The organism is Thermosporothrix hazakensis, assembly GCF_003253565.1.
Lineage (GTDB): Bacteria > Chloroflexota > Ktedonobacteria > Ktedonobacterales > Ktedonobacteraceae > Thermosporothrix > Thermosporothrix hazakensis.
This window is the reverse complement of record NZ_QKUF01000028.1, coordinates 45,854-59,540: the sequence shown is the minus strand read 5'-3', so window position 1 is coordinate 59,540 and position 13,687 is coordinate 45,854. Positions and strand designations below refer to the sequence as shown.

The following is a 13,687-nucleotide window of genomic DNA, read 5'->3' as shown; positions in this document are numbered from 1 at the left end:
GGTATTGTACCCTGTTTCACACTTCTCTACATCACCATAAAAACGCAAGGGCTACGGCCCGGAGAAGCGTTCACGGGCCACTTCAGCACTTTTACCTGTTCTCAAAAAACGAATCCTCGTATAGTAAGATCGTTTCAGGACGGTATTTTGTCTCAACCAGTAGGTAAATAGTGTTCAAATTGATGCAATTTGTCTCATAACGCAAGCAGCCAGATGGTTCATCCTTTATTATGAGCTATTTTTTGCGAAGTGTGAACAGAAGAACGCTGATCTATGCGCAGGAGAACAGGGACGCTCGATAAAATGCCTTTTTTGTATGCCTGGTAGCATCTTTGCTTTTCCCTCAGAATATGTTGACGCTCCATATCCTCTAGTGCTAGAATATATCCTAGTTAACAGGTCGGAATAATTTCGCATAGTGCAGACCACATATGATACCTATGTATCACCTGGCAATACATGTTGAGAAAGGGAGAGACCACAATGTTGCGTGTATCTACAAAAGGCGAGTATGGCGTGCGGATCATGGTAGACCTCGCTCGGCATTACGGTGGCCGTCCCCGCTCACTGACTGACATATCACAGACGGAGATGCTGCCACTGGCCTATCTGGAACAACTGGTGAAGCTGTTGCGCGAGGCAGAGCCGCCACTGGTCATCAGTACGAGGGGCGCACATGGTGGTTATCGCTTGAGTCGTCGCCCGGATGAAATCTCGATGGGTGAAGTTGTACGTGTCCTCGAAGGACCAATTTCTCCGATGATTTGTGCAACAGAAGGCGAGATGTCTCAGGTCTGCGGTTTTCTCGATTCCTGCAAGACAAAGTACCTGTGGGCCCGGGTGCGAGATGCCGTAGCGCAAACGCTCGACACCATCACACTGGCCGATCTGGTAGCTGAGTCAGCCCGCTTTCCCGAAAACCAGGAGCAGAGCAGTACCCAGTTTATCTCGCTTTCAGATGTTCGCCCGTCTATCAGCACAGGTGGCTCTCTCAAGAAGCAAACTGAGTCTCCATCTCTGCCAGGGTAAGTGAGAATGCCTGATACAGGCACCGAACAAGTAAATCCATTGGATCCAAAGCAATACGGAAAGAAGGAAGCATAAACGCTTCTGCGCTTTGTCCCTATCTGATAGATGAGAGGCACCAGGCCGCTCAGCAGAGCTCGTATGCTCTGTTGTCCTGGACTCGCATTTGTTTTGTCCCGATTTTTTTTGCGAATTCAGAAAGAAAGCCTGCATTCGCACCGAACATAATTGAGGAAGGTGTTATCAATAATGGGATCTGAACTTGTCATTAAAAACCTTCACGCCAATATTGAAGGCAAGCCCATTCTGCGTGGCGTCAACCTTGTGGTGCGCCAGGGTGAAGTACATGCCCTGATGGGCCCAAATGGTTCTGGCAAAAGCACTCTGTCAAACGTGATTATGGGCAACCCCAAATATGAAGTCACCGAGGGAGAAATCTGGTTCAAAGGTGAGAACATCCTTGAGTACTCGCCTGATCGCCGCGCACGTATGCGCCTCTTCCTCGCGTTCCAATATCCAATGGCTATCCCCGGCGTCAGCGTTGCGAACTTCCTGCGCCGCTCTCTTGAGGCAATTCGCGAAGGCAACAAGCCTCTCGAAGAGGGTGAGAACCCGTCAGGCAAAGCAAGCAAGCGCAAAACCATTCCTCCTGGTGAATTCCGCAAGCTTTTGCAGGAGAAGATGAAGCTGCTCAAAGTAGACAACAGCTTTATCAACCGCTCGATCAACGACGGCTTCTCCGGTGGTGAGAAGAAGCGCGCCGAGATCTTGCAGATGGCTCTGCTGGAGCCCGAAATTGCCCTGATGGACGAAACCGACTCCGGTCTTGACATCGACGCCCTGAAGATTGTTTCCGAGAGCGTCAACGCGCTGCGTGGCCCGAACATGGGCATCCTGCTGATCACGCACTATCAGCGCATGCTGAACTACATCACGCCTGACTTTGTGCACGTCATGTACGAAGGCCGCATCGTCAAGTCCGGTAGCAAAGAACTGGCCCTTGAGCTCGAAGAGAAGGGCTACGAATGGCTGAAAGAGTCCATCGAAGAGAATGGAGTGTCCGCGAATGCTTAATGTCTCAACTACAGGTTTCACAAAAGACGCGCTGGTAGAGCTATCGCGTCAGCGCGGGGAGCCTGAATGGTTGCTGGACAAGCGCCTGCAAGCCTGGGAGCTCTATGAGCAGACTCCCGCGCCTCTGGGCCGTCGTGGTGACCTGGGCACCCTCAAGGCGCTGGCAGGCTTCCGCTTCCAGCAGCTCACCTCTTATGTTCCCGATCCAAGTGAGAAGCTGCCCGCGAAGATTGAGCAGTCCTTGCAGGAAGCGCTGGTCAATGACCGCTCTGGCCTGATCGTGCAGCATAACTCGTCGGTAGTGCACACACAGCTAGATGAGGATCTCAAGGAGCAGGGCGTGATCCTGCTGCCTCTGGACAAGGCCGTACAGCAGTATCCAGAGCTTGTGCAGAAGTACTTCATGACCGAGTGCATTCCGGCAAATGCCAGCAAGTATACCGCACTCCATGCCGCCTTCTGGACAACCGGCTTCTTCCTCTATGTGCCAAAGGGCGTCGAGATCGAAAAGCCGATTCTCTCGCAGGTCTGGATTGATGCGCCGTCTTCCGCGACCTTCACGCATACACTGGTTGTGACCGAGCCCCAGAGTAGCGTGCGCTTCGTTGAAGAGCTCTCTTCCAGCGTGACCAGCGATCAGCCGAGCCTGGTCAGCGACGCCGTTGAGATCTTTGCCCAGCGCGAGTCCCGCGTTGAGTTCAGCTATCTACAGGACCTTGACCAGAACACCTGGAATATCACGAACAAGAACGCGGTCTTTGAGAATGACGGGAGCGTTACCTTCGTGATGTCGGATCTGGGGGCGAAGCTCAATCTTGTTGAGATTGGTGCGGGTCTTCAGGGCAACGGCAGCGCCGCTGAACTGGTTGGTATCTTCTTCACCGACCACGATCAGCGCTACAAGATCAACACGCTGTCTGACCATGTGGGCCTGTCCACCAACGCCGAGACACTGGTCAAAGGCGTGCTGACAGATGAATCTCGCGTCGAGTTCGATGGTATGATCCGCGTGCGTCCCAACGCGCAGCAGACGGCGTCGTTCCTTTCGGCGCACGGCATGATGCTGAGCAAGAAGGCACGCGGCGAATTCATTCCCGGTCTGGAGATCGCGGCAAATGAGGTCAGCGCCAGCCACGGTGCAACCACCGGTCAGATTGACGAAGAAGAGCTCTTCTACCTGATGTCTCGCGGCGTTCCCCGTCCTGAGGCCGAGCGCATCATTGTGCAGGGCTTCTTTGAGCCGGTCCTTCAGCGTATTCCGCTGGAGAACCTGCGTATCCGTCTGCGCCGCAGCATTATCTCCCGCATGAGCGGTGCTTATGAGACCGAGGCCGACACCTGGGTCGACGCTCAGGAGCGCTGGGAGATCGAGGGCGTTGATGAGGGCGCGGTCCATCTGGATGACTCAACCAGAGACAAGGACGAGATTGAGCTCTCAGAATACTAATTTGGTGAGCAGGGTACCTGTTTACGGGTACCCTTTGCTTTTCTTCCCCCTGGTTCCCGTCTGGCGGAGAGTATACGATGATTAGCGAGAAGAACACAACAAACCGCAGCGTTGAGGATATTCGCCGGGATTTTCCCATTCTTTCGCGGCAGGTACACGGAAAGCGTCTGGTCTTTCTGGACAGCGCGGCAAGCTCACAGAAGCCTGCTGTGGTCATTGAGGCGCTCGATCAGTACTATAGAACCTATAACGCGAACGTCCATCGCGGCGTCTATGAAATTAGCGAAGAGGCAACCGAAGCCGTTGAACGGGCCCGCCTGAAGATCGCTCGTTTCATTCATGCACGTCAGAGTAAACAGGTCATATTTACCCGCAACACAACCGAAAGTATCAATCTGGTAGCGTACAGTTGGGGTGGGGAACATATTCAGCAGGGCGATCTGATCGTCCTGACCGAAATGGAACATCATAGTAATCTGGTTCCCTGGCAGTTACTGGCCCAGCGCACGGGCGCGCGGCTGGAATTTGTCCCTGTCAACGAAGAGGGCCTGCTACGTCTGGATGTCTACGAGCAGCTTTTACAGCAGAAGCCGAAACTGGTCGCTTTCGCCCACATGTCAAACGTGCTCGGAACGATCAATCCGGTGAAAGAAATGGTCGCACAGGCGCATGCAGTTGGAGCGATCACGCTGGTTGACGGAGCACAAAGCGTGCCACATATGACGGTCGATGTGCAGGATCTTGATGCTGACTTTTACTGTTTCAGCGGACATAAAATGCTTGGCCCGACCGGCATAGGTGTGCTCTATGGGAAACGCCCGCTGCTGGAATCCATGACGCCTTTTATGGGTGGCGGTTCGATGATTCGCACGGTCAAGCTACACGAGTCCACCTGGGCCGATCTCCCTCACAAATTTGAGGCAGGAACCCCGGCGATCGCCGAAGCCATCGGGCTGGGCGTGGCCGTTGACTATCTGAATGAGCTTGGCATGGAGTGGGTCCGCCAGCACGAGAAAGCACTGACCGCTTACGCCCTCAAGCGGCTGAGCGCGATTCCTGGCCTGACCATCTACGGTCCGAAAGATGTTGAGCAGCGCGGTGGCGTGCTCTCCTTTACGCTTGATGGAGTACACCCGCACGATCTCGCCTCAATCCTTGATATGGAAGTCGGCGTTGCCGTTCGAGCCGGTCACCACTGCGCTCAACCGTTGATGGATCGCTACAACATTCCGGCAACCGCTCGCGCCAGCTTCTATGTCTACAATGATGAACGCGATGTTGATACGCTGGCAGAGGGCTTGCAGAAGGCTCAAGAGATCTTCCAGGCGACAGCAGGTCTCTAAACTTTCGACCAACGCGCTTGCTTAACCAGCCTCACAGGTGTACACTTTTACACAATTCTCATTTCAGTACCCCTGTGCGCTGAGCAGCAGCGCCTTTGGAGGCAGATACAATGTCAATGGATTATTATCGCGAATATATTCTAGATCACTATCGGAATCCGCGTAACTATGGGACCCTGGAAGCGCCAGATGTACATATGGAGGATAACAACCCGTTGTGTGGCGATCAGCTCGCGATGGATCTCAAGGTTGAAAATGGCCTTGTCACCGAGGTTCGCTTTCAGGGAAGAGGGTGCGCCATCAGTCAGGCATCAGCTTCCATGCTCTCCGAAATGATCGAAGGACAGCCGATCGAGGAAGTGGTCAAACTTGGCAAGGATGAGGTGCTCGAAGCACTGGGCATTCCCATCAGTCCGGCCCGCACAAAATGTGCCTTCCTTTCATTGCGTGTCCTGCATCGTGGCCTCGCGGTAGCCGGCTATGAGCGTCCCGATCTGGATGAGGACGAAGAAGAGTAAAAGGCTTTATGACCGAGTTTATCAAAGCAGCCGACCTCTCAGACATACGAGAGGGGAAGCTGTATCCCGTTGATATCGATGGCGAGCCGGTCTGCCTGACGAAAATCGATGGCACCATTTATGCCTTCTCTGATAACTGCACTCATATCAGTGGCCCGCTCAATCGCGGCGAACTTGATGGCTGCGTGATTACCTGCCCGCTTCATGGGGCTCGCTTTGATATCACCAATGGAAAAGTGTTGCGCGGGCCTGCCCGCTATGACCTGATCACTTTTCCGGTCAAAATCGAAGAGAATTCCGTTCTGGTCGGGCTCCCGGATGATGAATGACCTTATAGCTTCCGCACTTATGACTTGCGGAAGCTGCTTCTTTTGCCCTCCGCTTGACAAGAACATGCTCTAATGGCATAGTGTCTTTATGGAAAGACAACATCCAACAAAACGAGCTGCCATTCTGGAAGCGGCCAGCCGCATTGTGCATCGGGACGGCGTTTCGCATCTGACGATAGAAGGAGTTGCCCGTGAAGCCGGGGTCAGCAAGGGCGGAGTGCTGTACCATTTCCCGAACAAAGATGCCCTCATTGAAGGGATGCTCAACGCTTTTCATGAGCATTTCCGCGCGCGGCTGAACGAAGAGCTCGCAAAGCAGGATGACACCCCGGGGCGCTGGCTCCGTGCCTTTGCTCAAACCTCCTGTAATCTTTCCGGGTATGAGCCAGACTTTATCAGTGGTCTGATCGCAGCACTCAGTAATAACCCCGTGCTACTCGAATCGACCCGCAAGGAATTCCTGTACTATCAACAATGCGCCGAACAGGACGGACTTCCACGCGCTTACGCAACCATCTTGCGTCTGGCGATTGATGGCCTCTGGTTCGCGGACCTGTTCCACTTCGCCTCTCCTGAGGGCGCTTTCCGGGATGAGGTACGTTGCCTGCTTCAGGATATGGCACGTCCCGATTTCTCGCTTTCACAGCGCCGTTCGTAGGCGTCGCTTCCTCTTTTCCTGCACCTCGTGTGTCTCCCGATGCAAGAGGGCGAATAACTTCAGTTGACAGCAATTCGAGAACACTCTACAATAACCTATGCGTTTCGTTAATGGAGAAAAAGCGCTTTACACCGCGCAAGCAGGAGAGTCAAGATCATGGAAGGTCGCTCGCACCTCTTAATGGGCCTGGCAGCAGGCGTTGTACTGGATAGCTTCGTTCACCTCTCAGGAGACCCTCTGACACTCGCTACATCTGTTCCCCTCGCATTGGTCGTGAAAAAAGCTGTCTTCTATTCGGCAGTTGGCTTCGGCGCGTTGCTTCCAGATATTGATAACGCACGAAGCATGCTTGGTCGTCGTTTTGGCTGGATCAGTAGGACAATTCAGCATGTGGCAGGGCATAGAACGATTTTTCATAGCCTTCTCGGGTTAGCGTTAGGCTCATTGCTGGCCATCGGCCTGGAACAAGTGGTAATATTTTTACTGGGTACGCGCGGTTTACAGGCTCCTGCGCATATCGTAAGCTTATCGCACGTTGTATTCTTCGGGGTCCTTTTTGGATGTATCGTCCACATCGCCTGTGATTCCTTAACCGAGGGCGGGGTCCCCCTTTTCTGGCCGTACCGTAAACGCTTTGGAATTCCCCCGCGACCTGATATGCGGTTCAAAACTGGAACCTGGGTTGAACACGTCGTTGTCTGGGGATTTATTATCCTTGTGCTGCTCGGTATCTGGCAATCAATATTAGTTATTTGAGGTCTGATGAAGCGGTTCTCCTTCTCTTTTCTACAAAAACACCAGACACGCCTTGCCTTTCTTCTGGCCTGTCTCGCGATAGTGGTCTATTTCGGATGGATCAACTATGAATCGATCCTGCGCTATACCACGTTCCGCGCTACAGCCTTTGACCTGGGGAATATGGATCAGGTTGTCTGGAATACGCTGCATGGACGTCCATTTCAGTGGACAAACCAGGGAGTTGACTGGTTCGGCCCGCCACTGCGATTAGCCCAGCATGTCGAACCGATTCTCCTGCCGATATCGCTGCTCTATCTGATCTGGGCCGATCCACGTATGCTGTTGACGCTCCAGACCGCTATGCTGGCTCTCGGAGCGCTCCCAGTCTATGCGCTAACACGCTACTTTATCCCCAGATTTCCCTATCTGGCCACCGGGATGGCGATTGGCTATCTCTTTTCGCCAGCCCTGATCGGCGTGAATATCTTTGACTTTCACCCGGTCGCGTTGGTTGCGCCATTCATGCTTTTTGCAGCCTGGGCGCTGACAAAACGACGATTTGTGCTCTTTATTCTCTTCTGTGTTCTGGCGGCCTCCTGTAAGGAAGAGATTCCTGCTGTAGTTGGTCTCTTTGGCCTGCTGGTCATGTGGAAGTACAAGCGCCCGCGGCTCGGCCTTGCCCTCTTCGTCGGGGGCATCGCATGGAGTGCAGGCGCGTTTCTGTTGATGAAGCAGCTTTACCCTGGCAATCAGGGGAACAATTTCTGGTATCGCTATGTAGAGCTTGGCGACACCCCCGGAGACGCGATCAAGAACATCCTGCGTCACCCGATGATCCTCTTCACTTTCTTTGTAACGCTGGATCGCCTCTTCTATCTGGTTGGCCTGTTCCGCAGTGGCGGCTTCTTCGGCCTGCTGGCCATTGAGTGGTTACTACCCGCGCTGCCCGATCTGGCGATTAATCTGCTAAACACCAATAGCCCGCAGCTTTACAGCGGCATTTATCACTACAATGCTCCCATTATTCCATTCGTCACGCTTGCCACAATTCATGGTCTGGCTCGCTTTGTAGCCTGGTGGCAGGTTCGCCACGGCGAAACGGTTGAGCCGATTCCATTGATCGTCGGCGACACAGCACAGGCGCAGCGTTCAAGCTGGCCGGGCTTTGTAGTCAAGCCAATCAAAGGCATACAGCTTGCCCTGACACGCGCCGCTCGCAACCTCTGGTCAACCCGCCCGGTGACGATGGTACGCCCCGGCGTGCTGGCAATTGTAGAAGAGGGAGCCCTGCGCCGAAAAAGCTTTCATGAGCGGATGACCGACCTCTCGCGGGTCATTACTCCTACCGTGATGCAGTGGGTGATCTGTGGGCTGGTAGTGCTCATGGTGCTACTCAACAACTTTATTATGTATCCTAAATACAACTGGCTGCTCGCGGATCATACACCCGGCACGCGGGAGCAGCGCATTGAAGAACTGCTGACCATGATCCCGGATACGGCTTCGGTCTCGGCCAGTGCCACGCTCAATCCACATCTGACACGACGGCAATATGTGACCGTCTTCCCGTTTATCACCTATCTCACGCTTGACGGCAATATGCATACCGTTGAGTATGTAATTGTGGATGTGCGCAATATTGTGCCCGCCGATATGCGCGGAAGTACCTTTGAGATGCTCAACCAGATTCGCGAAACACATCTCTTCTGTACCATCAAACAGACAGATGGCGTGATCCTGCTGGCGCGAAATGATGTAAGCTGCCCCGCCAATCCTGAGCCTGGAGGCAAATAGGAGAAGAAAACATCGAAACATACCTGTAGCAACAAGAGCGGAATTAATGTTATAATTGCAGCGTGCAGGACAATGTAGCTAAGAGCTGAGACAACAATGCGGATAGTGCTTGTATGCTGTTTGCTCTATTGTCCGCCCTTGTTTGCTACAGGTATTCGCATTCTCTTCGGCCACGCAGTGTGGGCTGAAGAAATGCCATAACCGCGTGTTGGAGGATTGGCAGGATGCGCAATAATCCCTATGAAGAACCTACCGGTCAGGCAGATATGCAGAACAGGGCGGGACGGATGGAGGATCTGCCCATGCGGCAACCTTCTCTTCCCCCTCAGCAACAACCGCCACCTGCGGGTGATCCTGCCCCTGAGATTGACCTTGAACGGCAGGAAGAGGCTCGCACCGTGAAATATGCGATCGGAAAGCTGATCGACTTTCTCCAGTGGTTTACTACAGTCCTGGAAGTCGCGCTTGTGCTTCGCTTCCTGTTGAAGCTGATCGGCGCATCCAGCGGCAACCTGTTTGCAGGTTTCCTGTACTCGCTGACCGATATCATTCTTTTCCCGTTCCGTTCTATTGTGCCATCACCGTCTATTCGGCAAGATCAGGCATTTGAGTGGTCAACCCTCATTGCCATGCTCATCTACTTCCTTATCTTCTGGGCAATTCGCCGCTTCCTGCAAATCCTCATCTCCAGCCCGGAGGAAGCGCCCAACTAGGCAAAGCAACAGAGTGCCGCTTCTCCTGATTCTTGAAGCGGCATCTCTTTTCTGGTGGTCCTTTTGAGCGTGAGAGCCTTTTTCCTCTCTGTACATGTCAACAGGTGCGGTCACCTCCCTGATATGGTATACTGAAAAACCAGGAGGTGCCCTGTGGACAAACTAAGTATTTTTACCGGGAACGCGAATCGACAACTGGCAATTGACATTTGCGAACATCTGCATATTCCGCTCGGGAAGGCGGATGTTTTTCAATTTAGCAATGAAAATATTTTTGTGAAAATCAATCAAAATGTGCGCGGACACGATGTCTTTGTGATTCAACCCTTCAGTTCACCAGTCAACCGCTCAATCATGGAACTACTCATCATGATTGATGCGTTGAAACGAGCATCAGCCGCCAGAATTACCGCTGTTATTCCCTACTACGCTTATGGCCGCACTGATAAAAAGGATCAGCCGCGTGTGCCCATTACCGCCCGCCTGATCGCAGATTGTATTACGGTGGCTGGTGCACAGCGTGTTGTCTCAATGGATATGCATGCAGGTCAGATCCAGGGCTTTTTTAACATTCCCGTTGATGAGCTAACCGCGCAAACCATTCAGGCCCGCTACTTCGCCGCCAAGAATATCTCTGATCTGACGGTTGTCTCCACCGATGAAGGGTTCGCGAAAAAGGCCCGCAAGCTGGCCGATCGTCTGGGCGCACCTCTGGCAATTGTCGAGAAGCGCCGCCTCGGCAACGATGGCACAACCGAAGCCCTGGGACTCATTGGTAACGTTGAGGGGCGCCGCGCATTGATCGTTGACGATGAGATTGATACTGCCGGCTCTATCACGCAGGCGGCACGCATGGTCCGAGAGCACGGAGCACGCGAGATCTATCTATGCGCCACCCACGGCGTTTTCTCTGGACCCGCTATTGAACGCCTCGCAAAAGCGCCCATTGAGGAGCTGGTTATCACCGATACCATTCCTTCACCGGATGCGAAACGCCTGCCTAAACTGGTTGTCCTCTCCGTCTCAGAACTGCTTGCAGGCGCGATCAGCCGCATTCATGACGGCCGCTCAGTCTCTGAGCTCTTTAACTGATGAAAGGAAACAGAACAAATCCATTCTCTCTACGCTGAAACAGCTCTTATTCTTTTACCTCTCATACCCAGGAACGTTAGTTTATGCTATAATGCCTCCTGATATCATACCGTTTATAACAAACAACAGTCCTCAAGAGAGCAAAGGGCATCTCGGGTAGTGCTGAGATGCCCTTCTTAAAACTACATAGAAAGGGTGGAAGGGCGCAATGAAGCCACTTGTCGCCATTGTAGGCCGTCCCAATGTCGGCAAATCCACATTTTTTAATCGCATGATTGGCGAGCGTCTCGCCATCGTTCAAGATATGCCTGGTACAACCCGTGATCGCCTCTATGGTGATACCGACTGGAATGGGCGCGAGTTTACACTTATCGACACAGGTGGCCTCGAACTTGGCTCCGGTGTTCCGGTAGGACAGATCGGGCTCACAGGGCAACCAGGCGATATCATGGATCACGTCAAGGCGCAGGCGCAACTTGCGATTGAAGAAGCCGATGTGATTGTCTTTATGGTTGATGCCCGTTCCGGGATCACCGCCGCCGATGAAGAAGTTGCGGACTTACTCCGCCGCTTTGCAACCAAGCCGGTTATTCTTGCCGCCAACAAGGCAGACAACGAGGCCCGCCGCCAGGATTCCGTTGAGTTCTACGCCCTCGGCCTGGGAGAGCCCATTGTTGTGTCTGCAATCAGCGGCATTGGCACCGGCGATCTTCTTGACCGCATCGTAGAAGAACTGCCTCCCGAAGAGGAAGGAGAAGAGGAAGAGGACGAGGAAGAGATTCCGCGCATCGCGATTGTTGGGCGTCCGAACGTGGGAAAATCCTCGCTGTTGAACGCCATTCTGGGCTTCAAACGCTCGATTGTCAGCGATGTTCCCGGCACAACTCGCGATGCCATTGACACCACCTTCGAGTTTGAAGGACGCAAGCTCAAGCTGATCGATACCGCCGGTATTCGGCGCCGTGGTCGTATCACGCCGGGCATCGAGAAGTTCAGCGTGCTGCGCACATCGCGGGCTATTGAGCGCTGCGACATTGCCCTGCTGCTGATTGATGCTTCCGAGGGCCTGACCGCTCAGGATACCCACATCGCGGGCGAGATTCTTGAACAGTCCAAAGGCGTGATCGTAATCGTGAATAAATGGGATCTGGCCCAACAACAGCGCGCCGCGGAGCGTGAAGGCATCTACCCGCGCCCGGATGAGGAGATTCCAGAGGCCGAGGAGATGCGTAAGCAACTGGAAGAAGATCTGAAATTTATTCCATATGCCCCGGTGATCTTTGCTTCGGCCAAAACCGGCTATCATGTTCAATCGATTCTGCGCACGGCCCTGAATATCGCCGATATGCGCTACCTGCGTGTCTCCACCTCACGTCTGAATGAGGTTGTTCAGGAAGCAGTTCGCCATCATCACACAACCATTATCCGGCATAAACCGTTCAAGATCTATTATGCGACTCAGGCCCGGGTCAACCCGCCAACCTTTGTCTTCTTTGTGAACGACCCGGAAAGCGTACACTTCTCGTATACTCGTTATCTGGAAAACCGGCTGCGTGACGCCTTCGGTTTCAAAGGAACAGGAATTCGCCTTCAGTTCCGTGCCCGTGGCGAGAAAGAGACACGATAGCCCTTCCCGCGAAAAGCTGATACAGGAGAGGAGCCGCCCGGCATGCGGTTCCTCTTTTCTTTTTTCAAGGAAAAATGAGCTACTGGTTTGCACAACCTTTTGCGGGCTGGCGCGTATTGAGTATAGACAATTGCAGTTGTAGCGCACAGGCAGAAGGGAGAATGCTATCATCTCTGTTCGCTCGCAGGTAATCCCACAGTTGTGATGGAATGGGTATAAAGACAGGAGCACCGTACGGGTAGCCTCACATGTCCTGATACACATAAATAGAGAAGAAAGTATATACATATCATATTCATATATGCACACACGCGGGGATGTCTCAATTGTCATATATACTAGCTATATGCTATAGTGAGCATGGAAATTTCTCTAAAAGCATTCCTGCTCCTGTGAGGTACGTACCAATGCAGTTTAAACTCACCGCCGCTGATAAAACCGATGTCGGTCGACAACGAGAACAGAATGAAGACTACGTCTATAAGCGCGTAGAGTCGGCGGAAGACGGCGACCGTGGTCTTTTTATTGTTGCTGATGGAATGGGAGGCTATAAGGCAGGTGAAATCGCCAGCCGTATCGCTGTCGAAACAATCAGCCAGGGCCTGGATCACATCTTTAAGCCAATTTCAGAACAACCAACAATCAAAATAGACCGGGCAGTGCTCCAGCAGACACAAAAAGCCGACACCAGCAATCAGGGACAGTCCCCGCAAACGAGCAAGCTCGCAGATACCCATATGGCTCAGGCGATGGAAGAGCAACTGAAGGCTGCTATCCAGCAGGCCAATCGGAAGATTAACCGATACGGTGAAGAAAAGGCTTCGGCCCGGGGTCTGGGCTGCACCGTCACTGTGGCATTACTTCAGGGCGAACACGTCTATATTGGCAATGTTGGTGACAGCCGCACATATCTCTTTCGCAAGGGCAAGCTCACACGCCTGACGAAAGATCACTCGGTTGTGCAACGTCTGGTGGAAACCCACCAGATCGCCCCGGACGATGTCTATACCCATCCACAGCGCAACCTGATCTATCGCTCTTTAGGTGGGGGCAATGCCCGGATCGAAGTTGATGTGTTCCATGAAATCGCACAGCCGGGAGACACGTTTCTCCTCTGCTCGGATGGCCTGTGGGAAATGGTCCGCGATCCAGACATAGAGCGTATTATTATCGAAACAGGCTCCCCTCAGGCAATCTGCGATAAGCTGATTGAACAGGCGAACAGAAACGGCGGCGAGGATAACATTACCGCCATTATTGTGCATGTCAACGCCTGTTGATCCGGTATATCTACGCCTGCATATGCAAAACGAACAGAGAAGCGCGCA

At 53.1% G+C, this 13,687-nt stretch carries 13 protein-coding genes; all 13 read left to right on the top strand.

Annotation, left to right across the window (positions count from 1 at the left end; all coding sequences use genetic code 11):
- Nucleotides 1-483: 483 nt before the first annotated feature.
- Nucleotides 484-1,029 (top strand): RrF2 family transcriptional regulator, encoded by a 546-nt coding sequence (locus tag EI42_RS25575; protein WP_111325484.1) that lies wholly within the window; start codon nt 484-486, stop codon nt 1,027-1,029.
- A 246-nt stretch (nt 1,030-1,275) separates the two neighbouring features.
- A complete protein-coding gene (gene sufC / locus EI42_RS25570) occupies nt 1,276-2,100 on the top strand; it encodes a Fe-S cluster assembly ATPase SufC (protein WP_111325483.1) in 825 nt (274 codons plus the stop codon).
- Complete coding sequence (gene sufD / locus EI42_RS25565; protein ID WP_170142913.1) at nt 2,093-3,547, top strand: Fe-S cluster assembly protein SufD; 1,455 nt, start codon at nt 2,093-2,095, stop codon at nt 3,545-3,547. The genes sufC and sufD overlap by 8 nt, the downstream gene beginning before the upstream one ends.
- A gap of 77 nt (nt 3,548-3,624) precedes the next feature.
- Complete coding sequence (locus EI42_RS25560; protein ID WP_111325481.1) at nt 3,625-4,890, top strand: cysteine desulfurase; 1,266 nt, start codon at nt 3,625-3,627, stop codon at nt 4,888-4,890.
- A 110-nt stretch (nt 4,891-5,000) separates the two neighbouring features.
- Complete coding sequence (gene sufU / locus EI42_RS25555) at nt 5,001-5,408, top strand: Fe-S cluster assembly sulfur transfer protein SufU (protein WP_111325480.1); 408 nt, start codon at nt 5,001-5,003, stop codon at nt 5,406-5,408.
- Between the two features lie 8 nt (nt 5,409-5,416).
- Complete coding sequence (locus EI42_RS25550) at nt 5,417-5,737, top strand: Rieske (2Fe-2S) protein (protein WP_111325479.1); 321 nt, start codon at nt 5,417-5,419, stop codon at nt 5,735-5,737.
- 88 nt (nt 5,738-5,825) lie between these two features.
- Nucleotides 5,826-6,395, top strand: a complete 570-nt coding sequence (locus EI42_RS25545) for a TetR/AcrR family transcriptional regulator (protein WP_111325478.1) — start codon at nt 5,826-5,828, stop codon at nt 6,393-6,395.
- Nucleotides 6,396-6,551: 156 nt separating this feature from the next.
- The gene (locus EI42_RS25540; protein ID WP_111325477.1) at nt 6,552-7,151 is read left to right on the top strand and encodes a metal-dependent hydrolase; all 600 of its coding nucleotides are present in this window, start codon (nt 6,552-6,554) and stop codon (nt 7,149-7,151) included.
- 6 nt (nt 7,152-7,157) lie between these two features.
- On the top strand, nt 7,158-8,927 hold the full coding sequence (locus EI42_RS25535) for a DUF2079 domain-containing protein (RefSeq protein WP_111325476.1): 1,770 nt from the start codon (nt 7,158-7,160) through the stop codon (nt 8,925-8,927).
- A gap of 224 nt (nt 8,928-9,151) precedes the next feature.
- A complete protein-coding gene (locus EI42_RS25530; protein WP_111325475.1) occupies nt 9,152-9,640 on the top strand; it encodes a YggT family protein in 489 nt (162 codons plus the stop codon).
- 153 nt (nt 9,641-9,793) lie between these two features.
- Nucleotides 9,794-10,732 (top strand): ribose-phosphate diphosphokinase, encoded by a 939-nt coding sequence (locus tag EI42_RS25525; protein ID WP_111325474.1) that lies wholly within the window; start codon nt 9,794-9,796, stop codon nt 10,730-10,732.
- 208 nt (nt 10,733-10,940) lie between these two features.
- Nucleotides 10,941-12,359 carry a ribosome biogenesis GTPase Der gene (gene der / locus EI42_RS25520; RefSeq protein WP_111325473.1) on the top strand — a complete coding sequence of 473 codons (1,419 nt, stop codon included), beginning with the start codon at nt 10,941-10,943 and terminating at the stop codon, nt 12,357-12,359.
- Nucleotides 12,360-12,766: 407 nt separating this feature from the next.
- Nucleotides 12,767-13,639 carry a PP2C family protein-serine/threonine phosphatase gene (locus EI42_RS25515; RefSeq protein WP_170142912.1) on the top strand — a complete coding sequence of 291 codons (873 nt, stop codon included), beginning with the start codon at nt 12,767-12,769 and terminating at the stop codon, nt 13,637-13,639.
- The last annotated feature ends 48 nt before the right edge of the window (nt 13,640-13,687 follow it).

What these genes read in the sequence shown, in the direction of transcription:
- EI42_RS25545 (WP_111325478.1), top strand. Translation starts at nt 5,826, where the DNA reads ATGGAAAGACAACATCCAACAAAACGAGCTGCCATTCTGGAAGCGGCC.
- sufD (WP_170142913.1), top strand. Translation starts at nt 2,093, where the DNA reads ATGCTTAATGTCTCAACTACAGGTTTCACAAAAGACGCGCTGGTAGAG.
- EI42_RS25540 (WP_111325477.1), top strand. Translation starts at nt 6,552, where the DNA reads ATGGAAGGTCGCTCGCACCTCTTAATGGGCCTGGCAGCAGGCGTTGTA.
- EI42_RS25515 (WP_170142912.1), top strand. Translation starts at nt 12,767, where the DNA reads ATGCAGTTTAAACTCACCGCCGCTGATAAAACCGATGTCGGTCGACAA.
- EI42_RS25535 (WP_111325476.1), top strand. Translation starts at nt 7,158, where the DNA reads ATGAAGCGGTTCTCCTTCTCTTTTCTACAAAAACACCAGACACGCCTT.
- der (WP_111325473.1), top strand. Translation starts at nt 10,941, where the DNA reads ATGAAGCCACTTGTCGCCATTGTAGGCCGTCCCAATGTCGGCAAATCC.
- EI42_RS25575 (WP_111325484.1), top strand. Translation starts at nt 484, where the DNA reads ATGTTGCGTGTATCTACAAAAGGCGAGTATGGCGTGCGGATCATGGTA.
- EI42_RS25530 (WP_111325475.1), top strand. Translation starts at nt 9,152, where the DNA reads ATGCGCAATAATCCCTATGAAGAACCTACCGGTCAGGCAGATATGCAG.
- EI42_RS25550 (WP_111325479.1), top strand. Translation starts at nt 5,417, where the DNA reads ATGACCGAGTTTATCAAAGCAGCCGACCTCTCAGACATACGAGAGGGG.
- sufC (WP_111325483.1), top strand. Translation starts at nt 1,276, where the DNA reads ATGGGATCTGAACTTGTCATTAAAAACCTTCACGCCAATATTGAAGGC.
- EI42_RS25560 (WP_111325481.1), top strand. Translation starts at nt 3,625, where the DNA reads ATGATTAGCGAGAAGAACACAACAAACCGCAGCGTTGAGGATATTCGC.
- sufU (WP_111325480.1), top strand. Translation starts at nt 5,001, where the DNA reads ATGTCAATGGATTATTATCGCGAATATATTCTAGATCACTATCGGAAT.